A 23,120-nucleotide genomic window follows, 5' to 3' on the forward strand; every position below is an offset into this window, starting at 1 on the left:
TTACCCGTTGGTGATCATCAGTGAACCCAGATACGTAGTATATCCAAGTACCAGTATTACGCCGCTGAAACGTCCCATTACGCCGGAACGGCGGTTAGCTATAAATAGTACCAGCAATGCCAGCGTCATCAGTAACATGACCGGCAAGTCGCGGTGCAGAGCCAGCGGTTCAACGGCGATTCGGCTAATCAGGCCGGGCACCGGCATCACCGCCAGCAGGTTAAAAATGTTGGAGCCTATGACGTTGCCGATGGCGATGTCGTGGTGGCCTTTCAGGGCGCTGGCAACCGAGGCCGCCAGTTCAGGCAGGCTGGTGCCAATCGCGACGATGGTCAGTCCAATCACCAGTTCGCTGACGCCAAACATCCGAGCGATATCGGTAGCACCCCAAACCAGCGCCTTGGAGCTGGCCATCAGGGCGATCAGGCCAACAACCAGCCAGAAGATGGCCATTTGGGTCGACAGGGATTCGATCGCTTCAGCTTCTTCGTCATCAACCAGCGGCTCTCCGGCATCGTCGGATTCCTGGAACATGATGTACATGGCGACGACCAGACCACACAACAGCAGCAAGGCATCAACCAGACCGAGATTGAGGTCCGCCAGCGTCAGGCCCGCCAGAATACTGACCAGCAACAGTAGGGGCAGTTCTTTGCGCAACAGTTTCTTTTGTAGCGGAATTGGACTGACCAGGGCCGTAATACCCAGTACCAGACCGATGTTGGCGATGTTGGAGCCGATCGCATTACCAATCGCCAGGTTACCGACACCATCCAGGGTCGCAACGGCGGATACAAACAGTTCGGGAGCGGAAGTGCCAATAGAGACGATGGTCAAACCGACCAGCAGGGGCGACATGCCCAGGCGCCGTGCTGTTGCTGCAGCACCCAGCACGAATTTGTCAGCACTCCACACCAACACAACCAAACCGATAAGAACGGCTACCAATGGGGCGATCATAAAACTCCTGCAGCCCGGTACCAGACCGGTGCTGAAATTGTCCTGATGTGAGAAAACGCCGCATTGTACCTGAGGGTCTTTTTCACGCAATTGGAATAAACCGTTTTGTGACATTCACGTAACGACGGCGGGCGGCCGTTGGTAAAGCAGGGACAATTCGTTATTCTAGCCGCCACCATACTCAGCCTCGGAAGGGAAGATTCCATGGTGGCTGCACCAGCCTATGTATCTGTGCGGGATCTCAGTTTTTCCCGTGGAGACCGTCTTATCTATGACGGTCTGTCTGTCGATTTTCCGAAAGGAAAAGTGACTGCCATTATGGGCCCCAGCGGGACCGGTAAAACCACCCTGCTGCGGTTGATTGGCGGTCAGTTGCAACCCGACTCGGGCACTGTGATTGTCGATGGCCAGGACGTCAGCAAACTCAAGCGTCAGCAGCTGTTTGAACTGCGCAAGCAGAAAATGGGCATGCTGTTCCAGACCGGCGCGCTGTTCACCGACCTCAGTGTGTTCGACAACGTGGCGTTTCCGCTGCGGGTTCACACGGATTTACCGGAGCCGATTGTTCGCGATCTGGTACTGATGAAGCTCGAAGCGGTCGGTCTGCGCGGTGCCCGCGACCTCAATCCGGCTGAGCTGTCCGGTGGCATGGCACGACGAGTGGCGTTGGCCCGATCCATTGCAATGGACCCGGAACTCATCATGTACGACGAGCCCTTCACCGGCCTCGATCCGATTTCCATGGGCATGATCGTCAAACTGATTCGGGGGCTGAACAAGGCGCTGGGGCTGACCAGCCTGCTGGTGTCCCACGATGTCGAGGAATCCTGCTCAATTGCCGATTACCTCTGTCTGGTTTCCGGCGGCAAGGTGATTGGTTTTGGTACCCCTAATGAACTGTTGCACGACGGTTCTGCCGAAGTACGCCAGTTTCTGCGTGGCGATCCGGACGGCCCGGTGCCATTCCATTATCCGGCCAACGATTACCGTGATGACATTCTGGCAGGGAGTGATTTCTGATGATCTCGAAAATACAGGATCTCGGTCGCGTCGGTGTGACGGTTATTGAAGCCATTGGCGCCGCCACCATGCTGCTGTGGAATTCGATTTTCTGGGGTGGCCCGGGCAGTGCCGGTTTTGGCGATCTGATCAAACAGCTGTATTCGGTGGGCGTGCGCTCACTCAGCATTATTGCTGTGGCCGGTTTTTTTGTGGGCATGGTACTGGGCCTGCAGGGTTACACCATTCTGGTCGACTTCGGATCGGAAGCAGCGCTTGGCACGCTGGTGTCGCTGACCTTGCTGCGTGAACTGGGGCCGGTAGTGACCGCGTTGCTGTTTGCTGGTCGTGCCGGTTCGGCGCTGACGGCGGAAATCGGTTTGATGAAGGCTACGGAACAGCTGTCGGCGATGGAAATGATGGGTGTTGATCCACTCAAGCGGGTCATTACCCCGCGGCTGTGGGCCGGTTTGATCTCAATGCCGATTCTGGCGCTGATTTTCAGCACCGTGGGCATCTGGGGCGGTGCCTACGTGGCGGTCGATATGCTGGGAATTGATGACGGCGCCTACTGGGGCAACATGCAGGCGTCGGTGGAATTTTATAACGATGTCGTCAAGGGAATTATCAAATCCGTGGCGTTTGGCTGGGTGGTAACCTGGATTGCGGTTTATCAGGGTTATGCTTCCGTGCCAACCTCGGAAGGTATTGGTAAGGCGACAACCCAGACGGTAGTGATTTCCTCACTGGCGGTACTGGGACTGGATTTTGTTTTGACTGCGGTCATGTTTGGAGGCGTGTGATTATGCATAAGCGTACTGTGGAGTTCACGGTTGGCGCGTTCATGGTGATGGGTATTGTTGCCCTTGTGCTGATGGCCTTCCGGGTCAGCGGTCTGTCGATGAGTGATACCGGTGATACCTATACCCTGAAAGCGCATTTTGAAAACCTCGGTGGCCTCAATGAGCGTGCCAAGGTATCCATGGCTGGTGTGACCATTGGCCGGGTGACCAAAATCTATCTCGACCCTGAGTGGTATTCCGCGGTCGTCGAGATGGAAATCAACAAAAGCATGAGCACCCTCAGCAAGGACACCTCGGCCGCCATTCTGACCGCCGGTCTGCTGGGGGAGAAATACATTGGCCTGACGGTCGGTGCCGAAGAAGAGCATCTGAAAGACGGCGACTGGATTGAAGACACCCAATCAGCACTGGTACTGGAAGAACTGATTGGCCGCTTCCTGTTTAACAAGGCGGAAGAAGGCTGAGGCGGGTTTGAATCCGGCTGCGGGCCAGACTGTGGCCTGATGCACGAATGTTAAGTTTTGTAATAAATCTCTCCTACATTGTTGGCAACTACTGCCTAGAATAAGGGTAACGGCGTGGTATGGTCAGGGTCTCCTCTGGCTGGTCACGCCAGAGCCAATGCAAGGGAATGTAAGGAGGGATTATGACCAAAACACTGACTGCAATGCTGGCACTGCTGTTGCTGGCACTGACTCCAGCCCCGGCGACAGCACTGGATTCTGAAGAATTGGGCGAACACGCCTACGAAGTCGTCAAGCGGGTAACCAATCAGGTGATGGAGCGGATCAACCAGAACCGCAACATCTATGAAAGTGACAAGGCGCGCTTTTATTGGGAGCTGGAAGACGTACTGGGTCCGATGGTGGATTTTCGCCGCCTGACCCGCAAGATCATGGGGCGTTACTATTTTGATGCCAGCAAAGAGCAGCGGATTCGTTTTGCCCGGGCCTTCAAGCGCAGTTTGCTGGGTTCATACGCCACCGGCCTGATTGAATTTACGGACTACGAAGTTCGCATGCTTCCACCGCGCAAGGACTTTGAACACAGCTCGGATAACACCCTGGTGGATCTTGAAGTGGTGACTCCCAGTGGGCGGGTATTCCCGATAACCCAGAGCATGTATTACGACCTTTCATCCTATTCATGGAAGGCTCAGAACGTGATCGTGAATGGCATTAACGTCGGCCAGCTGTTCAATGAACAGTTCGCGGCCCTGGTCGAGAAAAACAACGGCAATATTGGTGCAGCCATTGATCAGTGGATTGATGACCTGCAGGAACAGGGACGCGAGCTTCGCAAGCGTCCGTCTTGAAACGCAGTGAAGGACATGAGTGTGACAAAACTGGAATCCATCAGCAGCACTGAAGCCCGCTTGGTCGGCGATGTGACGGCGGCTACCGTCTCGGCGCTGGTTGCTCCCGGTCAGCAACTGTTGCAGGCCAGCGGTGGCAAGTGGCAGCTGGATATGGCCGCTGTTGAAAAGGTTTCCAGTGTCACGGTTGCGCTGTTGCTGGAATGGCTGCGCTATGCAGACAAGGTTGGTATCAGCCTGAAAGTGCGCAATGTGCCAGCCGAGCTGCTGCCGATCATCCAGATCAGTGGCCTGGATGAAATATTCAGTGACGTGCTGGTCGCTGCCTGATCAGCAGATCACACTCTCAAGCGGAACTCCGGGCCATAGTTCGGCTAAATCGTATCCATACTTATTCTGGTCGCTGAAATCCGGTATTATCCCCGGCTTCGCAAAATCCCAATCTGGTGGAGCCCAATGACCGTAGCACCCCCATCTCCAAACGAGATTCAAGACCTGCTTGAAGCCCAGCTTCCAGACGTTAAATGGACCGTCAACGGTGATGGTTACCAGTATATGGTTCAGGGTGTCGGCGAATTCTTCGCAGGCCTCAATGCCGTCAAGCGTCAGCAGGCTGTTTACAAGGTGCTGAACCCGATGATTGCCAACGGTTCACTGCACGCTGTCACCATCAAAACCTACACCGACGCAGAATTCGCTGCTCTCTGATTATCGGGATCCTTTAATGGAAAAGCTGCAAATTGTCGGCGGTAACAGACTGTCCGGCGATGTCCGTATATCCGGAGCGAAAAACTCCGCCCTGCCAATTCTGGCAGCCACTCTGCTGGCCAAGGGTGTCATGCGTGTCGGCAACCTGCCGCACCTGCATGACATCACCACCATGCTGGAGCTGCTGGGCTGCATGGGCGTTGAGGTTTCCGTCACCGAAGATATGGCGGTCGAAACCGACTGTCGTAACGTCAAAAGCTGCGTTGCCCCATACGATCTGGTGCGTACCATGCGTGCCTCTATTCTGGTACTGGGCCCGCTGCTGGCACGTTACGGCGAAGCCGAAGTGTCACTGCCGGGTGGTTGTGCCATCGGATCCCGGCCGGTGGATCTGCACCTGCGCGGAATGGAAGCCATGGGCGCTGAAGTCGAAGTGCTGGATGGCTACATCAAGGCTCACGTTCCGGCTGGTCGTCTCAAAGGTGCCCGTATCTTCCTTGATACACCAACCGTTACCGGTACCGAAAACATTTTGATGGCCGCCGCGCTGGCCGATGGTCAGAGCATCATTGAAAACGCCGCCCGTGAACCGGAAGTGGTGGATCTGGCCAACTGCCTGATCACCATGGGTGCCAAAATCAGCGGTGCCGGTACCGACACCATCGTGGTTGACGGCGTTGAGGAACTGCACGGCGGTTCCTATAACGTGCTGCCAGACCGTATCGAAACCGGTACCTATCTGGTTGCCGCCGCCGTCACCGGTGGCAAGGTACGTTGTCGTGATACCGATCCGGCGATTATGGACTCAGTGCTGGTGAAACTGCGTGAAGCTGGCGCCGAAATCAGCTGTGGTGATGACTGGATCGAACTCGACATGACCGGCCGTCGTCCCAAAGCGGTTAACATCCGCACCGCGCCGCACCCGGCGTTCCCGACCGATATGCAGGCCCAGTTTGTGGTACTGAACGCGGTTGCCGAAGGTGTTGGTACCGTGATTGAAACCGTGTTTGAAAACCGCTTTATGCACGCCCAGGAACTGGTGCGCATGGGCGCTGACATTCACGTTGAAGGTAATACGGCTATCGTTACCGGTCGCGACAAGCTGACCAGTGCGCCAGTGATGGCTACCGACCTGCGGGCCTCTGCCTCACTGGTATTGGCGGCGCTGGTGGCCGAAGGTACTACCGACGTGAATCGCATTTACCACATCGACCGTGGTTACGAATGCATCGAAGAAAAATTGCAGCAGTTGGGTGCCAACATTCGTCGGATTTCCTGACAGGCACCCGGATATATTGAGGATACCATGACCCAACCGCTTACCATCGCGCTGTCCAAGGGCCGCATTCTGGATGACACCTTGCCTCTGCTGGCAGAAGCAGGTATCCATCCGGCGGAAGATATCAATAAAAGCCGCAAGCTGATTTTTGATACCAACCATGAACATATCAAGCTGGTGGTGATTCGTGCGGCTGACGTCCCAACCTATGTGGAATACGGTGCCGCAGACCTGGGGGTTTCCGGCAAGGATGTGCTGATGGAATACGACAGCGACAACCTCTGTGAACCACTGGACCTCAAGATCGCTACCTGTCGGCTGATGACCGCTGCCGTGAAAGGTTACGAACTGCCGGAAGGCCGCCTCAAGGTGGCCACCAAGTTTGTTAACGTGGCGAAAAAATACTTTGCTGAGCAAGGCCGTCAGGTCGACATCATCAAGCTCTACGGTGGTATGGAACTGGCACCCATCATGGGGCTGGCCGACCTGATTGTGGATATCGTTGATACCGGCAACACCCTCAAGGCCAACGGCCTGGAGCCGCGTGATGATATCGCGCCAATCAGCTCCCGACTGGTCGCCAGCCGGGCGGCGATGAAGGTCAAGCACGCCCAGATTCAGCCAATTATTGATTTGATCGGCGCTGCGGTAGAGCGTCAGCAACAAGCCAAATAAGGGTGGAGTTTCCCATGACTATCAATATTCGTCGTTTCAGTTCTGCCCAGAGCGATTTTACCAGCCAGATGGATTCCCTGCTGTCCTGGGAAGCCGTCTCTGATGCGGGCGTTCAGCAAGCAGTGACTGACATCGTTAATGATGTTCGCACACGCGGTGATGCCGCGGTAATCGAATACACCAACAAGTTTGACCGCATGTCGGTGGAATCCATGGCTCAGCTGGAGCTGAACCAGCAACAGCTGCAGGAAGCTCTGGATACCTTGCCGGCAACCCAGCGTGACGCACTGATAACCGCTGCCGAGCGCGTGCGTGCCTACCACGAACACCAGCAGCAGGATTCCTGGCGCTACACCGAAGCCAGTGGCACGGTACTGGGCCAGAAAATCACCCCGATGGACCGTGTTGGTATTTATGTTCCCGGTGGCAAGGCGGCGTACCCGTCTTCCGTGCTGATGAACGCCATTCCGGCCCACGTTGCAGGTGTGCAGGAAATCATCATGGTGGTGCCAACGCCGGGTGGTGAACTGAACCAGCTGGTATTGGCTGCTGCTGCGGCGGCAGGCGTTAGCCGGGTATTCACCATTGGTGGCGCCCAAGCTGTGGCTGCGCTGGCATATGGCACGGAAACGGTACCGGGTGTGGATAAAATCGTTGGCCCGGGCAACATCTACGTTGCTACCGCCAAGCGTATGGTATTCGGCCAGGTTGGTATCGACATGATTGCCGGTCCATCTGAAATTCTGGTGGTTTGTGACGGTAAAACCAACGCCGACTGGATCGCCATGGATTTGTTCTCGCAGGCCGAGCACGACGAAGACGCCCAGTCGATTCTGGTTTCTACTGACAGCGAATTCCTCGACCAGGTTGAAGCCAGCATCAACAAACTGCTGCCAACCATGGAGCGCAAGGACATCATCACCACTTCGTTGACTGAACGTGGTGCGCTGATTCACGCCAGTTCAATGGAAGATGCCATCGCGATTGCCAATCGCATTGCACCGGAACACCTGGAGCTGTCGGTCGAAGATCCGGAAGCCTGGCTGCCGGGCATTCGCCACGCCGGCGCCATCTTTATGGGTCGTTACACCGCCGAAGCACTGGGCGACTACTGTGCTGGCCCGAACCACGTACTGCCAACCTCCGGCACTGCGCGCTTCTCGTCACCACTGGGCGTGTATGACTTCCAGAAACGCTCATCACTGATCATGTGCTCAGCCGATGGCGCTTCTGAACTGGGTAAAACCGCTTCGACACTGGCGCGTGGTGAATTCCTCACCGCTCACGCCCGTTCCGCCGAATATCGCATCAAGGACTGATTCGTCAGTCCTGGCAGGAACCCCTGAAAGCAGCCTGCGGGCTGCTTTTTTGTGGGCGTCTGGTTTTCTTTTTATTGGTGTCAGATATTTTGGATTGTTGCTCATCTGCAATCGGGCTAGTATTTTAACTGCTTAGGCTGCTCTGCTTGTGGATTATGGTATGGAATTCCTATTTCTTACGATGTCTCTTCAAGAGTATTTAAGGAATACTGAAAAGGAACTACGGATTTGAATGTATTGGCCCGCGTATTATTAATTCTTCCCATTCTGCCATTGATGGGATGTGAATCATTGAAAGCAAGAAAATGGCTGGATCAAGGTAGTGTAGATACAGATACTATTTATGTGAGCACTCCTGTTGATGCTAATCTGGATTTCGCCGAAAGTCTGTATGGATCATTGGAAAAGATTGGGCTCAAGACAACTCGAGAATATTCTGAGTCAAATAAAATAATTAATATTAGCCGGTATTGCTATTATGATTTAATACATTATACCTGCCGAAGCGTAGATGTGATTTTAAGGGATTCGAATACTGGAGAGGTAGGCTGTGAGCTAAGCTTTGCTGCAGTAGAATCACCATTTTCATATGAGAGTCAGTCTCTTGATATCGCCAAGGGTATAAAAAATGAATGTTATTAAAAATTTGATATGTCTGGTTGCCTTTTCACTGTTTATATCGGCCTGTTCGACTAATATGCTGGTAGATAGTAGTGAAAGTATTGGCGACGAAACTATCTCATTTGTCGCTTTTGATGGCGTACCAAGTAATATAGCTATAAATTACCTCAGGAGTCTTGGTTGGGATATGGCCAGAGTTGTAAATAAAACCAATCTTTCAATAGTATTTACATATCAATGTACGCAAGGTCTTTTCCCTATAAATACCCGCTGCGCCACCCAAATAGATGCTATTAATAAAGCATCAAGGCTTTCTTATTCTTGGGCTCAGTCAGATCCTGACTATTCTGAGCATATGTATTTCTATATCGGTGGAAAAGACTTCGGATCCTTTAACAATAGTTTGACTAATCTTATTGAGCAGCTTAAAAGAGATAAGGAAAAACTTGTGGAGTTAGGATTCCCGGCCCCATCAGATGGTGAAGGATAATAAATGTTTTGGTATGGAAAAGTTCGTAGCATCACGAACTTTTCCATCGGATTTGGCTAACCTTTGAGAAGAGCCGATTACTATTAACTTCTGGTGTCCGATGTTCTGAAAACTTCGTCGCTCTAACGTCAAAACGCAATTTCCACATAAATTGTATGTCAAGGCTCGTCATCAGCGGCCATAGCGACTACTATCCGCGCCTCAGTTTCCAGACAAAGATGGTGATTTATGTCCTTGCCTCCATGCCCCAAGTGTCAGTCTGAGTACGTTTACGAAGATCAGCAGATGCTGATTTGCCCGGAATGTGCCCATGAGTGGAATCCAAACGAAGTCGCCGAGAACGATGAGCCGACTGCCAAAGATGCCAACGGTACTGAGCTGGTTGCCGGTGACAAGGTCACAGCGGTAAAAGACCTGAAGGTCAAGGGTAGCTCTACCGTGATCAAGGTTGGCACCAAGGCTGTGATCCGTCGAATCATTGATGCCAAGGATCACCAGCTGGACTGCAAGGTCGATGGTGTTGGCGAAATGATGGTGACCGCTGCGTTCGTCAAAAAGGCCTGATCAGGCTTTTAGCGGTAGGTCGGATAAGCTTGCTCCATCCACTTCGGCGAGCCATCGGCCTATGTCAGATGGCACTCTCGACGCTTGTTTATCTGACCTAAACAGCCTTGAAAGGTAGGTCGGAACGGTAGGTCAGATCAGCTTGCGGGACAGCCCTCAGCCAAACGGCCAGGCCAGTTCCAGCGAAATATTATGGCCCATCACCGGGGCGTATTCCTTTAATGTCGAGGTATGCTGCTGACCATAACGATCGGTCAGGTTGTTACCCCGAATATCCAGTTGCGGTGCGTTGGCACCATGCCCCAGTTGCTGGTGCCAGGCCAGATTCAGCTGATACCAGCCTGGTGTGCGGCTTTCGGCATCGGCCAGTTGCGTCTGTGGCAGATGGTATTGCCATTCTGAAATCACCTGACCACTGGCATAGTGCCAGCTCAGTGACTGGCTGAGATTGTCAGCCGGCATACGCGGCAGCGAATCGCCACTGGACGTCAGCCAGCCCCGTGTGGTGGCGGCTTTGAAATGGGTATCCCATTGGCTGCTCAGGTTGTGTTGCCAGCTGACTTCCAGTCCGGCCAGTTGGGCATCGCGCTGCACGTGTTTGTAAACGTGATTGCCGTGGTATGGGTCACGATAGGACTGCAGCTCGTTGTAGATATAACCGTCGTAGTCGTAGAAATAGCTGGCAATACGCCAGTCGTTGTTGGTGTCATGGCCTTGCCAGCTGAGGTCGATAGCATAGGCGGTTTCGGTATCCAGCTGGTTGTTATCGAGCTGGAACGAGAAGGTCGCATGGTGGTCGCCGTTCCAGTACAGCTCATCGGCTACCGGTGCGCGCTGCAGCCGTGACAGGGTTACGGTAATGCTACTGTCGTTAGATGCAGTCACATTCAGTGCGGCCGAAACAGTCAGCGGATGGTATTCCTTGTCATCGTAATAGCGGATGTCCTGACGGTAGTTAGGCCGGATGCTGCTGGGGTCGGCTTCGATATGGCGAGGTTGATAACGGGCGGCGAGATCCAGCTGACCAATGTAGTTGTCATGGATGATCAGGTCGCCGCTGGCGCTGGCATAGGCAACGATATCCCGGGTTTTGGTGATCGGCATCGGAGTATCGTGGGCAAACTCCTCACCTTCGTAGGTCAGGAAATCGCTGCCCTGGCTGCCGTCCCATTCATATTGGCTGTAATCGGGAATGCTGCTGCAACCGGAGTGGTCGTGGCAGAGTTCGAGTTTGCGCCAGTTGGCACCGAGGCCAATATATCCGTTCCAGCCGCTCAGGCTGCTCCAGGCCAGCTCGGTCTGGAGGTCACGGAATTTCTGATAGAACAGGCCTTCAACCTTGCTGCCGGTGACTTCATCATGCTGATAGTCACTGACGTTCATGTGCCAGGAAAAATCGGTAAAAATCCCGCCGAATAAATAGTCGTTCAAACCTGTGCCAGGTAAACCGCTACTTGGTAGACTCACAGAACCCTTGAAGTCATAGCGGGTTTGATCCGGTTTGACACGGACATCGTTATTGTCTTCGTTGGGAATCGCGTAGTCGCTGGCCAGATGGCTGACGCTGACACCAACATAGTCCGTCATATTGAAAATATGGCTGTAACCGACAGCTGCTCCCAGGCTGTCAGCATCGCTGTTGAGTACCTCGCCTGAACGGCTGCCACCGCGCCCGGCGGTGTAGTTGCCGGTTTCGCGTTTGAAACCATCCAGGTGCAGGACGTTTTTGCCGTTGCCTGCATCGATACGACCAATCAGGGTCTTGCCCTGGTTGTTACTGCTGTAGCCTGCGGTTACCGAACCGCTGGTGCCATCGAATTCTTCATCGTGAATGCGGCCGTTCAAGACGTTGACGACGCCGCCAAGGCTGCTGTTACCGCGGCGTAATGCCAGTGGACCTCGCAGCAACTCAACACCATCGGCGGCGGCCAGATCGGCCATGGGGGCGTGGTCGGAACTCATTGACGACAGATCAGCAGCATCCGAGCCCGAGTTCAGGATTTCCACCCGATTACCCGACAAGCCCCGCACCACCGGCCGCGCCACGCCCTGACCAAAAGACGCGTTACTGACACCAGGAATGGATTCCAGCACCTCACCCAGTGCCTTACTGCGGTTACCGGCCAGTTCTTCCTGGCCCATCCAGGGACTGTTCAGCTCAGAAGCGGTTGGTGCCTGCTGTTGCACCACAATCTCTTCCATTGGCTGAGTGTTATTGGCCGGGTCGGTTAATTCTTCGGCATGACTGGCGGCGGATAACAGGCTGGCGGCGGCGAGGCTGACGGGCAGGGAGAGTGTCTGGATTCTGTTCATGGTTTCTACTACAAGGGCGGTTGTTCGGGGAGGTCGGGCAGCTACAGGAATGTATCCTGCGCTGCAGGCAAGGCATGCCTTGCCCCTACGAAGATTTGGCAAACCCGTAGGGGCACTACATGTCGTGACTGCAGCCGGGAAATTATTCCTCGTCTTCGTCTTCCGGTGCCGCCAGTACTGCAACGCTGGATACGGCAACGCCGGCCTCCAGATCTTCAGTACCGTGCAGGTGATAGGAACCACCGTCATGGGCGTCGATAACGTAGATAAGGCTGTTGCCATTGTCGGTGATCAGCCAGGCGTCGTCGGCAGCGCCGGAGTTGAGGTTGTCACAGTCGAAGCTGTCGGCATCGTTGCTGAGGGTGATACTGACCGGGTCTGCCGGATCATCTTCATCCAGATCAATGACTTCGGAAGTACCGTCGTCACGTACTGCCAACAGATAAGTGGCAGGTGGATTGAGGCTGGCGAAGCAAAGGCTCTGGTCTTCATCGAGTGACACGCCGGGATCTTCACTATGGGCGTGATCGTTGTGAGCATGCACCAGGCTGGCGGCGCTGCTGCTATAAATCAGAACATGATCACCGGCTCCCTGCATAGCAAACTCATCACCATCTGGTGGCGTCACCGCTGCTGTGCTGACACTGATGTCGCCAGTTTCTGAATCCGTTTCTGTGACCAGATAGGTAAAGGCGTCCCCACACTGTACAACTGCCAGAGCATCAGCCTGGGCAACTGCGGTCAGATCACTGCAGGAGAAACTGGTACCCGTGGCAGTACCATCCTGGTACACGTCAACCGAGTCACCATCAAACAGCGCATACAGATTGCTGTCGGCATCCAGTACCAGCGCCGGGTAAGTCTGGGTATAACCGTCAATACTGATATTGCTGGTTGGGCCGGTGGTGTCTGCGATGCCGTCAACCGGATAGAGGTCGGTCGTGCCGTCGTTCAACACGGCAAAGTGATAATTACTCATGTTAACGACCGGATTGGCACGTGTGATGGTCAGCGCATCAATAATGCTGGCTTCTTCGTGCTCTTCTTCTGAGTCGCTGTCTTCGTCTTCATGTTCTTCCAGACCGCTGTCGATGAACTGCACACCCGTGCTGCTGACAATCGCCGCGCTCAAACCACCATCGGCACGAATGATCGTGGTACCAGCTTCCGTCGCCTGACCAATCAGCTCGAATGCTTCTTCCTCGCGGTCGAACACATTGATGTCGGTGCTGGTGGTTTCGGTGTACAGCAAACGCTGGGCATCTTCGTGCTCATGCTCATCAGAATCGCTGGAAGAATTGCTATCGGAACTGCCACAGGCAGTCAGGGCGGATACGGTTGCAGCCAGCAACAGCAGACGGAATTGATTGGGAATCACGCTGAAGTCTCTTTGTTGATTTATGTTATGACATAACTAAAATTCAGAAAGTGAAACTTTATAACATATTGAGTAGGGTAGATGGCAAGTCCTGGTCAGCTTGTTGTGAAGAAGTGGTGGAAGCCGGCTGTGATTGGCTGGTAGCCGGAGATAGCCGGGAATGGCGTCGTATGTGGCAATAGGCAGGGAGTGCGGGCGTCTCGCCCGCATTGGTGGTCAGGCTGGCACTGAATTAGTCTGTGTCGACTCAGCCTCCACAGCAACTTTTGGTGGCAGCTGTCGTGCCAGCAATTCCGCTAAATGAATCGGCTCAGCCTGGCTGTGCTGACGAATCTGCTGGCGACAGGAAAAACCGTTGGCGACCACAGTGCAGCCCGGTTGCTGACTAATCGCAGGCAGCAGACTCTGGTTCGCCATTTGGCTACTGAGATCAGCATGCTCCGCTTCCAGACCAAAAGTCCCGGCCATGCCGCAGCAGCTGGATTCGATAAACTCAAAATCGTGTTTTGGCAGCAACTTCATAATCCGCCGCACCGACTTCATCGCGCCGACGGCTTTCTGATGGCAATGACCATGCACCAGGGTTTTCTGATCCGTTTCGAGGAAGGGTAAATCCAGCCGGCCCGACTTCAGTTCACGCGCGAGAAACTCTTCCAGCAGCAAGGTGTGCTGGGCCGCCAGTTCAACGCTGTCGCCGAGGCCAAGCGCTTTGGCATCGTCACGCAACCCCAGCACGCAAGAGGCTTCCAGCCCAACAATGGTGTAGCCGCGCTCAACATACTCACAAATGCTGGTCACCAGCCGCCCGGCACTGGCCTTGGCTTCCAGAATCATGCCCTGCGCCAGCAGGGTACGGCCACAGCACAACGGCTTGGCAGTACTGGTTTCATTGGCCGGTTGCAGCCATTCAACCTGATAACCGGCACGCTCCAGCAACTCTGCTGCGGCTTCGGCAATATGCGGCTCAAACCGACGGGTAAAGCTGTCGACAAACAAGGCCACCCGTTTGCCGGGCAGCAGTTTGATATCCGGCTGACGCTGGCTCAGGCGTTCAAATGATGGCTCCGGTAAATTCGCCTGCGGATTTAACTTCAGCACCCTGGCAGCCAGCGGTTTCAGCAACGGCGTGTGGTTGTACAAGCGGATCAGGCCGCCGAGCCAGCGGTATTGATCGAGTAAATCCGCCCACTGGGCAAACAGCTTTGAACGTAACGGTCGCGGCTGCTGCTGATATTTCTGCGCCAGATATTCCGCCTTGATCAGCGGCATATCGACATTGGCCTCACATTCGCGCTTGCAGCCCTTACAGCTGACACACAACTCCATCGCTTCTGCCAACTCCGGGTTCAGCAAGGGATTCTCCGCCTGCGACGTCGACAGCGCCGCTTTCAATAACCGCACCCGGCCACCGGTGGACAGCCGTTCGTCGCCACTGACCCGATAACTCGGGCACATCAGCTGCTTGCCCTCGGCCTCACACTGACGGCTGTTGATACAGGCGGCGATGGCCTTGGCATAATTGCCACCGTATTTGGGAATATCGGCATAGGCATCACCCATACCCGCATCCTTATAGGCAGACCAGTCCAGTTGCAGCGAAATATCTGCATCGTTGCTTGTGTTGCTCACCGTCGTAACACCCTGTTCAAAAGTCGTGGGGAGGCTGTTTTCAACGGGCTATTGCAAGCGATATGCCGGGCCAGCAGGGAAGAAAAGCGCAGAAATCTGGCCGCGAATGGCGGAAATTCAGGGCATTGGCAGGGAGACAATGTTAGAAACGGACAAAACGGATGGTTGGATAAAACAGCCTGTCGGAAAGACGACATCAGTGTTTCGGTCACGTTCTGGTTGAAAGGCATCAGTCTGGATTTTCCGAATCGTTTGTTACTCTGTTGTTTGCTTCCGGCAAGCGTGAGGGTCAGAGGCCGAACCGTCAGGCAAGCTCACATGCTAATGCACCCATAAACCATAACAGGAGCCAGATCGTGATTGACCGCTTGAATCATTTTGTTCTGGTATTACTGCTGGCGTTTACAGCAGGAGGGCTGCTGTTTCGTGCAACACACTATCAGCGTATTCCTGTCGTCAATAACGAACCCTATGGCGCAGGAGATGTGATTGACCTGCTGTTTGCTCTGGTGGTTATGGGGCTGTGTGCTTTACTGCTGCTGTTATCGATGGTGACGTTGCTCTTCAAGCAATACCGGCAGGCAGCCAGAAAACTGCTGGTGGGCGTGGCCGCAACGCTAGCCTATTTCTGGTTGCACTCACATGTTCCGGCGCTCCTGTAAGCTGTTTGCATAGATGGAAGCGAGTTGCTGGCGAGCTCTGGTGAATATTGAAAAAGACTCATTGCTACATTTAACGTAGAAACGTCTGTCAAACCGGCTGTGTCGTGAATCCATAGCTTGAGTAATTATATTTTTAATGTAGTACATTATATTCTGTGATTAATTTCTCACTTCGTATCATGTTTTGTTGAGCCCCTTCGATCCTCTGTAATAAAACTAATCCGGGTATTTTGCATAGGTGCGTATTAAGTTCTCATTCGGTGTCTATGACTCTATGGGGTTTTTAAATATAAGCTTCGGTTTTCTATTTTTAATTGCTGTGCAGATTGTACACGATAGAGAGGATTTTATAATTGTGAAACTTTTGATGTATTTTTTATTTTTGTTTTTTTCAGCAGGCACCTACGCAGATGATTTGTCTGATTGGATCTATGATTTTTCTCTGGATAATTCGGGGTCCAGCAAGGCATCGGCTTTTGTTGTGCTAGCCGGTTTGGATACGACAGAGGAGTTAATAAAGAAAATTAAGAAAGATTATTCAACTGAAAGAGATCCGGTGGTGAAATACTACTATGAATATTTTTTGGCCAAGAGAACCCAGGAGGTAGTCTATATTTCAAAATTTATTGCCAGCTCCAGAAATAATAAAAACGAAATCTTATCTAACAATACAGACTGGGTTTCTATCGTAAGTCCATTCTATGACCAGCTGGCATATTACGCAATGAGCGATGACGCTGCCTTGCGGCTTATCTTTGAGTTGGTTGAAGATGCTGATGGAGCATTTCTATCTGTAGTTTCTGGTGATTTGGCTAGAATTGAAAAAATTAATCCAAACAGATTTTTGAATGTGGCTGAGGAAGCTGGTATTTCAAAAATGGATTTGAATATATTAATGGAGAGTGATTGATATATTAAAATGTCATTTGTTAAAACTAAAAAAGGGGAAGGGAACCGGATGATTGGCAAGCTCAAGTGGGATTCGGATGAGTTTGATATTGTCACGGGAGGCTATGGTAAAGGAGCTATTCCTGATGGGAATTCCTCTGCCAAAGTATATAATGCTGTTGAGGGAGCTAATTTGGATGCTGGATTTATAAATCCAAAAACAGGGAGAGGGTGGTTTATACCTCTTGAATCTGATTTTAATACTACAAGGCATGGTTTCGGTATTCATCCAGATGGAAATTTACCAGGAACGAAGGGATGTGTTGGGTTGCAAGGAGATGATATCAAAAAGTTCTGGGATAAATGAATGAAAACACCGTTAGGATCTCGTCCGAAATCACTTGTAATTACCACGAATATACTTGAGAGATCATAATATTCCTTAATGAAGTCTCAGCTACGACAGTGTGAAGTGATGTGCAGTATGAGCCCATTTGGAGAGGCTTTAAGCGTTCGGTGTAAAGCAATTTCGACACGCCATTTCCTTGTTGGTATGTATAGCTGGTCGGTGTTGGAGCTGAAAATGGCACTGATCAGCGTAGTCGAAGGTTAGAGTCCAAATGTTGCTTGATCATCGACTATGAAGGAGTTTGGGTGAAAGGCTTTCTCGGCTTTTTCTCTTAACCCTTCTTTGTACAAACGCAGGTAGGCCAAGTCGTTCAGGGCATCAGCGCCTTCATCAGAATCTTCACCATATTCTTCCATAACCCGAAGAAGGTTCTGCTCGCGTGCGTGCAAGGACTTCCAAATCAGATTGAAGCTGTTAGTGTCGAGAGTGATATCTAATTCGCTCATCCTTTATTCCTGGTTCTTAAATATTTTTTGGCACTTAATTTGTGGAAAGTATTTGAGAGAAGAATTCCGTCGAATACTATCGCAGTCTCGAAGCGTGGGAGCCAGTTTGTTCTCCGCCCACTATCTGCCACAAAAAAAGCCGCTGACATAAGTCAGCGGCCTTTTTGTTTGCTGGTCAAGCTGGCGGATTATTCACCACCACCGAGCAAGCCAAGGCTGAGGCCTGGCCAGAAGGTGATGATGAGTACGGTTGCCAGCAGGATAAAGAAGAACGGCAATGTGGCGCGGTACAGTTCCATTACCGGCTTGTTAAAGCGGAAGCTGGCGATAAACAGGTTCATGCCAACGGGCGGGGTGAAGTAACCCAGCTGCATGTTGGCGAGGAACAGGATGCCGAGGTGGATCGGGTGGATGCCGTACTGCACGGCAATCGGCAGTATGATCGGGATCATAATGACGATGGCTGAGAAGATATCCAGCATCATGCCGAGAATCAGCAGGAATACGGTCAGCAGCAGCAGGAAGGTGAAGCCGTCGCTGACGTGTTGCTGAATGAATCCAAATATTTGCTCGGGCACACCGGCGTCGATCATGTAGTTGGTGGAGGCCATGGATACCGCCAGAATCAGCAGGATCGCGCCGACCAGCTTCATTGAGTCGCGCATTACCACAACCAGCTTTTTGAACGGGATTTCACGGCGTACCAGCACGGAAATAATCAGCACGTACAGAGCGGTAATCGCTGCTGCTTCCGATACCGCAAACCAGCCGCCATAAATGCCGCCCAGCACCAGGAAAGGCAGTGGCATTTCCCAGCGCACATCTTTCAGCGCTGCCCAGGCTTCGGCCTTGTCGAAGGGCTGGTGATCGCGTTCGGCGTTGCGGGAAACCCAGCCGCTGTAGAGCGACAGTGCAACCAGCATCAGCGCGCCCGGCAGCAAACCGGCGATAAACAGGTCGTCGATGGAAACCGGGGTATCCAGTGACATTTGCTGGGCCACTACGCCATACAGAATCAGTGGCAGTGACGGCGCGAACAGCAGACCGAGCGAGCCGGAGGTGGTTACCAGACCTAGGTTAAAACGCTCCGGGTAGCCGGATTTTTGCAACGCCGGAACCAGTAGCGCGCCAAGAGCCACAATGGTCACGCCGGAAGCGCCGGTAAAGGCGGTGAACAACGCACAGGTCACCAGCGCAACGATGGCCAGGCCGCCCGGCATCCAGCCGAGGAAGGCGTCGGTAATTCGTACCAGTCGCTGCGGCGCCTTGCTTTCACCCAGCAGGTAACCGGCAAAGGTGAACAGTGGAATGGCGATCAGCACCGGCATTTCCGCAATCCGCCAGATCTCAACGGCCATCACCATCAGGTCGACGTCGGTCTGGTAGAAGCCCCAGATGGCGCTGGCAGCAATCACCACAAACAGTGGCGTGCCAGACAGCGCCAGCAACAACAGAATCAGTGGCACCAGAATACTCATGCGTTGGCCTCCTGATCGTCTGCTTCGTCGGCCGGAGCGGTTTTACCGGTCACGCCGTAATAGAGGGATTCCAGCGTTTGGATGGCGAAACGGATGGCCATCACGGCAAAGCTGAACGGGATGATGATTTGCAGTGGCCAGGCGGGCACGTCACCAAAAGCAACGTCGCCGAATTCCCTCGCCAGTTCTACATAGGCGTGACCGTGAATGGCCAGTAGCACACAGATAAAAGTGGCAAAGGCAGAAGTAATCACGGCAATCAATTGGGCAACCCGGGCGGGTGCCAGCCGGTTTACCAGGTCAATGGCGATGTGTTCACGCGAGCGGGTGGCGACCATGCCGCCCAGCAGGCCAAGCCACAGCACCATTACCCGCAGTGCCGGGGAGATCCAGAGGATGGCGCCGGTATCGAGTGTGCGGGTCAGAATATCGACGGCGGCCAGTACCACCATCACGGTGAGCACCAGTACCAACAGGGCGTCTTCGAGCGTATGAATTGCCGCCAACAGGCGTCGGGCAGGAGATTTTGTCACAGGGGGCTTATCTCTTGGATAACTGCCTCCGGCCAGTCTGGCCGAAGGCAAGGGTCAGCTGGGGCGAGTGCTTATTGGCCCTGACGCAGTTCGGTCAGGCGCGCTTGCAGCTTTTTGTAGATATCGACCGGGTAAACGTCTTTGCTGGCCAGTTCGGCCAGGGTTTCGTCAGCCAGTTGCTGCCAGGTGGCCTTGTCGGCATCAGACAGTTCAACAAAGGTCAGGCCGCTGTTTTGCAGTGCCTGACGGGCACCTTCTTCGTCTTTGGTGTTCTGGCTGTCCATGGCTGCGTAGGTGTCTTTCATCACCCGGCGCACGATGGCCTGGTCGTCAGCAGAAATCTTGCTGAAGGACTTGTCGCTGACAATCATGGTGCCCATCAGGCTCAGCAGCGGCAGGTCGGTAACGTGAGTCAGCTTTGTATGCCATTGCAGTGCGATAGACGCCGTCATGTTCACACCAACGGTGTCGATCAGGCCGGTTTGCAGGCTGGTGTAGACGTCGGACAGCGGCAGCATAATTGGCTCGATACCAGCTTTCTGGAATACGGTGGCGGTGACCACATCGCCTTCCGGTGCCCATACTTTGGTACCAACGAAGTCGGCTTTGGTACGCAGTGGCTTGTTGCCCATCAGGTAGGCGAAGCCACCTTCGGTAAGGCCCAGTACCACGTAGCCCTTGGCTTCCATGGCGTCGGTAATGTAGTGGTCGAATTCGGAACGAACGGCAGACAGTTCCTGCTGGTTACGGAAGGTGAACGGCAGACTGTAAAGCTGGGCTTCCTTGGCGATGTCACCCAGTGCTCCGGCAGACACGGCACCACCGCTGAGCTGACCGATCTGCATCTTGCGCAGCACGGTCTTGTCGCTGCCCTGGATACCGCCTGGGAAGTATTTGATTTTGACGCGGCCATCGGTTTCAGCGCTGATCTGGTCAGCAGCAGCACGCATGGATTTCATCCAGTTGGTGCCATCTGGCGCCAGCGTGGCAATCTTGAGGGTAGTAGCGGCCTGGCTCAGGCCACTCATGGCCAGCAGCATCAGCCCGAGGGCGATCAGTTTGGTTTTCATTGATTGGGCTCTCGATTATTCAAAGTATTCGGCGGAGCCGGCCAGCAGCACTTTGGCTTCGCGCTGGGCCAGGCGATTAATCAGGGTCAGGCCTTCGGCCTCCGGGCTCGCATTAATGACTTCGTTGAGCAGACGGTCGTGAAGTTCCTGATCGAACATCAGCCGTGCGTACTGCTTCGCATACAGCACCTTGGCCATCAGGTGTTTGCCATTGCTGTATTCGAGCGCTTTTTCGAAGTGTTCACGGCCGAGTTCCGGCTTGCCGCCCAGTGACGGTGGCAGCTGGGTTTCCATGACGCCCAGATACACCTGCAGGGTACCGTGGTCGTAGGTCGGATCGTATTGGGCAACCCATTGCATTAGCGCCTTGGTTTTACCCAGTTCGGCAATGGCGCTCCAGTCGCTGCTGTTGGCCTGAATCCAGCCAGCCTTGGAGGTGGCGTAGGAGTAGAAAACCTCGATGTCATCTTCGTCGAAGTCTTCCTTGAGGATGGCGAGCATCTCGTCCTGTGGCTTTTTCACCGCTTCGCAGGCGTCATCGTCGTATTCGCACAGCGCACGAGTCGAATAGGCAAGCGCCTTGTTGGCCATGTTGCGGGCCTGTTCGGGGTCTTCGGAGAACACCCCGGAGTAGGCACCATACAGCTTGGCGGCAGACAACAGGAAGTCTTCGTTCTCTGGATAGGTCAGTACCAGTGCATCAAGCAACAACAGGTAAGCGGGCGCACCGGCAGCAACAACATCAGGGTTTTCGTTGTTGAGCATGGAGCGCGACAGGTTATTCGGCAGATTGCTGACTGAGCAGGCAGTGAGCATCAGCAGGGCTGCGGCAACGAACAGATTCTTCATCTTAATAACTGACTGGCCATGAAAAAATTGCGCGCCATTGTACACATCTTCATGCGTACGTTTAATGACTCAGGCGCACAACCGAACTGCCCATCGGGCAGCAGGAGCGGCAATTCACCGTTTTATGACAGACTCGAATCCGACCTTAGTCGTGTTCAGCAGGCGACTGGTGAGTGTGCTCATGATGGCTGTTGGTTGGGCCTGACGCTGAAGTTTCTGCCAGCAGACTGCGGGCACGTGCCAGTTTGCGGTACAGGGTACGCTCACTGATGTTCATTTCCTGCGCCAGCCGGGCATTGTCACCATTGTAGCGTTCGGCAATACCGCTCAGGTAACAGGCTTCCAGTTGCTCCAGTGGCAGCACCGGAGCATCGCTGAAAGCGCTGGATAAATCTTTGTTCCAGCCCTGGCTGGTGGTTTCGACAGCGGCTGGCCGGGGTTGTGACTGCGACTGTGATTGCAGCTGAGATGAGCTTGGTATGAGATAGGATGGATTGGCTTGCAGCAGTTCTGGCAGCTGCAGGTGAGCCGGTTCGATCTGGTCGCCGTCACACAATAAAACGGCGCGCTCGAGACGGTTTCTGAGTTCGCGAATGTTGCCGTCAAAGCGTTGCTGTTGCAGCCACTGGCTGGCGGCTGGGGATAACTGCATTGAGCGGTCAATCGGCAGGTTTTCCAGAATCGCATTGGCGATCGGCACTATGTCTTGCTGGCGTTGATGCAGTGATGGCAACAGCACCGGGAAAGGTGAAATTCGGTAATAGAGATCCTGGCGGAAGTCACCACGCTCAACCATGTTCAGCAGGTTTCTGTGAGTCGCACAGATGAGCCGGAAATTGGCCTGTTTTTCGGTCACGCTGCCGACTGGCCGATAGGTGCCGGTTTCGATCAGGCGCAGCAACTTGACCTGCATGGCCAGCGGAATATCGCCAATTTCGTCAAGGAACAGGGTGCCGCCTTCGGCCGCGCACACCAGCCCGGGCTTGCGTTGATTGGCACCGGTAAAGGCACCTTTTTCATGGCCGAACAACTCGCTTTCGAACAGGCTTTCAGTCAGGCCGGAACATTCAACAACAACAAAGGGTTTGCTGGCGCGCTGGCTGTGGTCGTGCAGGTAGCGGGCAGCCAGTTCCTTGCCGGTGCCGGATTCACCCAGCAGCAAGACACTGATATTGGCGGGCGCAGCGCGATTCAGCAGCTCCAGCATCTGGCTGAAGGCCGGACTGAAACCGACCATAGAGCGTTTGCCAGGCTGCACCGGTTCCCGCACCGGATGCATGATTTCAACGAAGTATTCGATCTCGCCATCAGCATTGCGGACTGGGCTCAGTTCAACATCGACGTGTTCTTTGCCGTGGCTGGTGTTGTGAATATGCAGGATGCGCTGGCGTTGGCCACTGCTGAGACAGGCTTGCAGTGGGCAGTGCTCACCGGCCTTGTCACAGGGCACCTTGTAGCCATGCGAAACTTCATAGCAGTGTTTGCCGAGCAGGGCGTTGTTGCCGGTAAAGGCTTCCCGGTAGGCCTGATTGGCGGCGCGGATTTCGTAATTGCGGTCCATCAGAATAGCCGGAGCCTGAATGGCATCCAGCAAGGAGGAGATTCCGGGCAGGCTGGCATAGCTGGAGTGTTCTGACATATCTGGCAAACCCATGTCACTTTTGGCTGAAGCACTGCTGATCCAGCGTTGGATTCCGTCAGGACTTTTTATTCCTGATTGTCTGAATCTTGA

At 53.7% G+C, this 23,120-nt stretch carries 25 protein-coding genes; 15 read left to right on the forward strand and 10 right to left on the reverse strand.

Annotated features, from left to right (window positions below):
• Positions 1–960 carry a calcium/sodium antiporter gene (locus tag K6123_RS10860; protein WP_221797573.1) on the reverse strand — a complete coding sequence of 320 codons (960 nt, stop codon included), beginning with the start codon at positions 958–960 and terminating at the stop codon, positions 1–3.
• Positions 961–1,164: 204 nt separating this feature from the next.
• Here K6123_RS10860 and K6123_RS10865 point away from each other — a divergent pair, with 204 nt between their 5' ends.
• The 12 genes from K6123_RS10865 to K6123_RS10920 all read left to right on the forward strand — a co-directional run bounded on the left by K6123_RS10865 (position 1,165) and on the right by K6123_RS10920 (position 9,733).
• Positions 1,165–1,980 carry an ATP-binding cassette domain-containing protein gene (locus tag K6123_RS10865; protein ID WP_221797575.1) on the forward strand — a complete coding sequence of 272 codons (816 nt, stop codon included), beginning with the start codon at positions 1,165–1,167 and terminating at the stop codon, positions 1,978–1,980.
• Positions 1,980–2,762: a lipid asymmetry maintenance ABC transporter permease subunit MlaE gene (mlaE, locus tag K6123_RS10870; RefSeq protein WP_221797577.1), complete on the forward strand. Its 783-nt coding sequence runs from the start codon at positions 1,980–1,982 to the stop codon at positions 2,760–2,762. The genes K6123_RS10865 and mlaE overlap by 1 nt, the downstream gene beginning before the upstream one ends.
• Positions 2,763–2,764: 2 nt before the next feature.
• Positions 2,765–3,226: an outer membrane lipid asymmetry maintenance protein MlaD gene (gene mlaD / locus K6123_RS10875; protein ID WP_221797579.1), complete on the forward strand. Its 462-nt coding sequence runs from the start codon at positions 2,765–2,767 to the stop codon at positions 3,224–3,226.
• A gap of 182 nt (positions 3,227–3,408) precedes the next feature.
• Positions 3,409–4,077, forward strand: coding sequence for an MlaC/ttg2D family ABC transporter substrate-binding protein (locus tag K6123_RS10880; RefSeq protein ID WP_221797581.1), 669 nt, complete (start codon positions 3,409–3,411; stop codon positions 4,075–4,077).
• A gap of 15 nt (positions 4,078–4,092) precedes the next feature.
• Positions 4,093–4,407 carry an STAS domain-containing protein gene (locus K6123_RS10885; RefSeq protein ID WP_221797583.1) on the forward strand — a complete coding sequence of 105 codons (315 nt, stop codon included), beginning with the start codon at positions 4,093–4,095 and terminating at the stop codon, positions 4,405–4,407.
• Positions 4,408–4,533: 126 nt separating this feature from the next.
• Positions 4,534–4,785: a BolA family protein gene (locus K6123_RS10890; RefSeq protein WP_221797585.1), complete on the forward strand. Its 252-nt coding sequence runs from the start codon at positions 4,534–4,536 to the stop codon at positions 4,783–4,785.
• A gap of 16 nt (positions 4,786–4,801) precedes the next feature.
• Positions 4,802–6,064 (forward strand): UDP-N-acetylglucosamine 1-carboxyvinyltransferase, encoded by a 1,263-nt coding sequence (murA, locus tag K6123_RS10895; RefSeq protein ID WP_221797587.1) that lies wholly within the window; start codon positions 4,802–4,804, stop codon positions 6,062–6,064.
• A 27-nt stretch (positions 6,065–6,091) separates the two neighbouring features.
• Entirely contained in the window at positions 6,092–6,739 is a 648-nt protein-coding gene (hisG, locus tag K6123_RS10900) for an ATP phosphoribosyltransferase (RefSeq protein WP_221797589.1), read from the forward strand.
• 14 nt (positions 6,740–6,753) lie between these two features.
• On the forward strand, positions 6,754–8,058 hold the full coding sequence (gene hisD / locus K6123_RS10905; RefSeq protein WP_221797591.1) for a histidinol dehydrogenase: 1,305 nt from the start codon (positions 6,754–6,756) through the stop codon (positions 8,056–8,058).
• A 228-nt stretch (positions 8,059–8,286) separates the two neighbouring features.
• Positions 8,287–8,700 carry a hypothetical protein gene (locus tag K6123_RS10910; RefSeq protein WP_221797593.1) on the forward strand — a complete coding sequence of 138 codons (414 nt, stop codon included), beginning with the start codon at positions 8,287–8,289 and terminating at the stop codon, positions 8,698–8,700.
• Positions 8,687–9,169 carry a hypothetical protein gene (locus K6123_RS10915; RefSeq protein ID WP_221797595.1) on the forward strand — a complete coding sequence of 161 codons (483 nt, stop codon included), beginning with the start codon at positions 8,687–8,689 and terminating at the stop codon, positions 9,167–9,169. Before K6123_RS10910 ends, K6123_RS10915 begins: the two co-directional genes overlap by 14 nt.
• A 228-nt stretch (positions 9,170–9,397) precedes the next feature.
• Positions 9,398–9,733 (forward strand): zinc ribbon domain-containing protein YjdM, encoded by a 336-nt coding sequence (locus tag K6123_RS10920; RefSeq protein ID WP_221797597.1) that lies wholly within the window; start codon positions 9,398–9,400, stop codon positions 9,731–9,733.
• Between the two features lie 156 nt (positions 9,734–9,889).
• On the opposite strand, the gene K6123_RS10925 is transcribed toward K6123_RS10920, so the two are convergent.
• The 3 genes from K6123_RS10925 to K6123_RS10935 form a co-directional block, all read right to left on the reverse strand.
• Positions 9,890–12,046: a TonB-dependent receptor gene (locus tag K6123_RS10925; protein ID WP_221797599.1), complete on the reverse strand. Its 2,157-nt coding sequence runs from the start codon at positions 12,044–12,046 to the stop codon at positions 9,890–9,892.
• 142 nt (positions 12,047–12,188) lie between these two features.
• Complete coding sequence (locus K6123_RS10930; RefSeq protein ID WP_221797601.1) at positions 12,189–13,424, reverse strand: hypothetical protein; 1,236 nt, start codon at positions 13,422–13,424, stop codon at positions 12,189–12,191.
• 216 nt (positions 13,425–13,640) lie between these two features.
• The gene (locus K6123_RS10935; protein ID WP_221797603.1) at positions 13,641–15,053 is read right to left on the reverse strand and encodes a (Fe-S)-binding protein; all 1,413 of its coding nucleotides are present in this window, start codon (positions 15,051–15,053) and stop codon (positions 13,641–13,643) included.
• A 356-nt stretch (positions 15,054–15,409) separates the two neighbouring features.
• Between K6123_RS10935 and K6123_RS10940 the strand changes: the two genes are divergently transcribed.
• The 3 genes from K6123_RS10940 (at position 15,410) to K6123_RS10950 (ending at position 16,970) form a co-directional block, all read left to right on the forward strand.
• Entirely contained in the window at positions 15,410–15,715 is a 306-nt protein-coding gene (locus tag K6123_RS10940) for a hypothetical protein (RefSeq protein ID WP_221797604.1), read from the forward strand.
• Between the two features lie 238 nt (positions 15,716–15,953).
• Complete coding sequence (locus K6123_RS10945; protein ID WP_221797606.1) at positions 15,954–16,625, forward strand: hypothetical protein; 672 nt, start codon at positions 15,954–15,956, stop codon at positions 16,623–16,625.
• A gap of 9 nt (positions 16,626–16,634) precedes the next feature.
• The gene (locus K6123_RS10950; protein ID WP_221797608.1) at positions 16,635–16,970 is read left to right on the forward strand and encodes a L,D-transpeptidase; all 336 of its coding nucleotides are present in this window, start codon (positions 16,635–16,637) and stop codon (positions 16,968–16,970) included.
• A 242-nt stretch (positions 16,971–17,212) separates the two neighbouring features.
• On the opposite strand, the gene K6123_RS10955 is transcribed toward K6123_RS10950, so the two are convergent.
• From K6123_RS10955 to K6123_RS10980, 6 genes are all read right to left on the reverse strand, one after another.
• The gene (locus K6123_RS10955; protein ID WP_221797610.1) at positions 17,213–17,458 is read right to left on the reverse strand and encodes a hypothetical protein; all 246 of its coding nucleotides are present in this window, start codon (positions 17,456–17,458) and stop codon (positions 17,213–17,215) included.
• Between the two features lie 188 nt (positions 17,459–17,646).
• Positions 17,647–18,936 carry a TRAP transporter large permease gene (locus K6123_RS10960; RefSeq protein WP_221797611.1) on the reverse strand — a complete coding sequence of 430 codons (1,290 nt, stop codon included), beginning with the start codon at positions 18,934–18,936 and terminating at the stop codon, positions 17,647–17,649.
• Positions 18,933–19,469, reverse strand: a complete 537-nt coding sequence (locus K6123_RS10965) for a TRAP transporter small permease (protein WP_221797613.1) — start codon at positions 19,467–19,469, stop codon at positions 18,933–18,935. Before K6123_RS10965 ends, K6123_RS10960 begins: the two co-directional genes overlap by 4 nt.
• Positions 19,470–19,540: 71 nt before the next feature.
• The gene (locus K6123_RS10970) at positions 19,541–20,539 is read right to left on the reverse strand and encodes a TRAP transporter substrate-binding protein (protein WP_221797615.1); all 999 of its coding nucleotides are present in this window, start codon (positions 20,537–20,539) and stop codon (positions 19,541–19,543) included.
• 15 nt (positions 20,540–20,554) lie between these two features.
• Positions 20,555–21,388, reverse strand: coding sequence for a TRAP transporter TatT component family protein (locus tag K6123_RS10975; protein ID WP_246624729.1), 834 nt, complete (start codon positions 21,386–21,388; stop codon positions 20,555–20,557).
• Positions 21,389–21,533: 145 nt separating this feature from the next.
• Positions 21,534–23,027, reverse strand: a complete 1,494-nt coding sequence (locus K6123_RS10980) for a sigma-54 interaction domain-containing protein (RefSeq protein WP_221797617.1) — start codon at positions 23,025–23,027, stop codon at positions 21,534–21,536.
• Between the last annotated feature and the right edge of the window lie 93 nt (positions 23,028–23,120).

Origin of the sequence: Oceanobacter mangrovi (genome assembly GCF_019740315.1) — a bacterium.
GTDB lineage: Bacteria > Pseudomonadota > Gammaproteobacteria > Pseudomonadales > Oceanobacteraceae > Oceanobacter > Oceanobacter mangrovi.

What these genes read in the sequence shown, in the direction of transcription:
- K6123_RS10860 (WP_221797573.1), bottom strand. Translation starts at nt 960, where the DNA reads ATGATCGCCCCATTGGTAGCCGTTCTTATCGGTTTGGTTGTGTTGGTG.
- K6123_RS10865 (WP_221797575.1), top strand. Translation starts at nt 1,165, where the DNA reads ATGGTGGCTGCACCAGCCTATGTATCTGTGCGGGATCTCAGTTTTTCC.
- mlaE (WP_221797577.1), top strand. Translation starts at nt 1,980, where the DNA reads ATGATCTCGAAAATACAGGATCTCGGTCGCGTCGGTGTGACGGTTATT.
- mlaD (WP_221797579.1), top strand. Translation starts at nt 2,765, where the DNA reads ATGCATAAGCGTACTGTGGAGTTCACGGTTGGCGCGTTCATGGTGATG.
- K6123_RS10880 (WP_221797581.1), top strand. Translation starts at nt 3,409, where the DNA reads ATGACCAAAACACTGACTGCAATGCTGGCACTGCTGTTGCTGGCACTG.
- K6123_RS10885 (WP_221797583.1), top strand. Translation starts at nt 4,093, where the DNA reads ATGAGTGTGACAAAACTGGAATCCATCAGCAGCACTGAAGCCCGCTTG.
- K6123_RS10890 (WP_221797585.1), top strand. Translation starts at nt 4,534, where the DNA reads ATGACCGTAGCACCCCCATCTCCAAACGAGATTCAAGACCTGCTTGAA.
- murA (WP_221797587.1), top strand. Translation starts at nt 4,802, where the DNA reads ATGGAAAAGCTGCAAATTGTCGGCGGTAACAGACTGTCCGGCGATGTC.
- hisG (WP_221797589.1), top strand. Translation starts at nt 6,092, where the DNA reads ATGACCCAACCGCTTACCATCGCGCTGTCCAAGGGCCGCATTCTGGAT.
- hisD (WP_221797591.1), top strand. Translation starts at nt 6,754, where the DNA reads ATGACTATCAATATTCGTCGTTTCAGTTCTGCCCAGAGCGATTTTACC.
- K6123_RS10915 (WP_221797595.1), top strand. Translation starts at nt 8,687, where the DNA reads ATGAATGTTATTAAAAATTTGATATGTCTGGTTGCCTTTTCACTGTTT.
- K6123_RS10920 (WP_221797597.1), top strand. Translation starts at nt 9,398, where the DNA reads ATGTCCTTGCCTCCATGCCCCAAGTGTCAGTCTGAGTACGTTTACGAA.
- K6123_RS10925 (WP_221797599.1), bottom strand. Translation starts at nt 12,046, where the DNA reads ATGAACAGAATCCAGACACTCTCCCTGCCCGTCAGCCTCGCCGCCGCC.
- K6123_RS10950 (WP_221797608.1), top strand. Translation starts at nt 16,635, where the DNA reads ATGTCATTTGTTAAAACTAAAAAAGGGGAAGGGAACCGGATGATTGGC.
- K6123_RS10955 (WP_221797610.1), bottom strand. Translation starts at nt 17,458, where the DNA reads ATGAGCGAATTAGATATCACTCTCGACACTAACAGCTTCAATCTGATT.
- K6123_RS10960 (WP_221797611.1), bottom strand. Translation starts at nt 18,936, where the DNA reads ATGAGTATTCTGGTGCCACTGATTCTGTTGTTGCTGGCGCTGTCTGGC.
- K6123_RS10970 (WP_221797615.1), bottom strand. Translation starts at nt 20,539, where the DNA reads ATGAAAACCAAACTGATCGCCCTCGGGCTGATGCTGCTGGCCATGAGT.
- K6123_RS10975 (WP_246624729.1), bottom strand. Translation starts at nt 21,388, where the DNA reads ATGAAGAATCTGTTCGTTGCCGCAGCCCTGCTGATGCTCACTGCCTGC.
- K6123_RS10980 (WP_221797617.1), bottom strand. Translation starts at nt 23,027, where the DNA reads ATGTCAGAACACTCCAGCTATGCCAGCCTGCCCGGAATCTCCTCCTTG.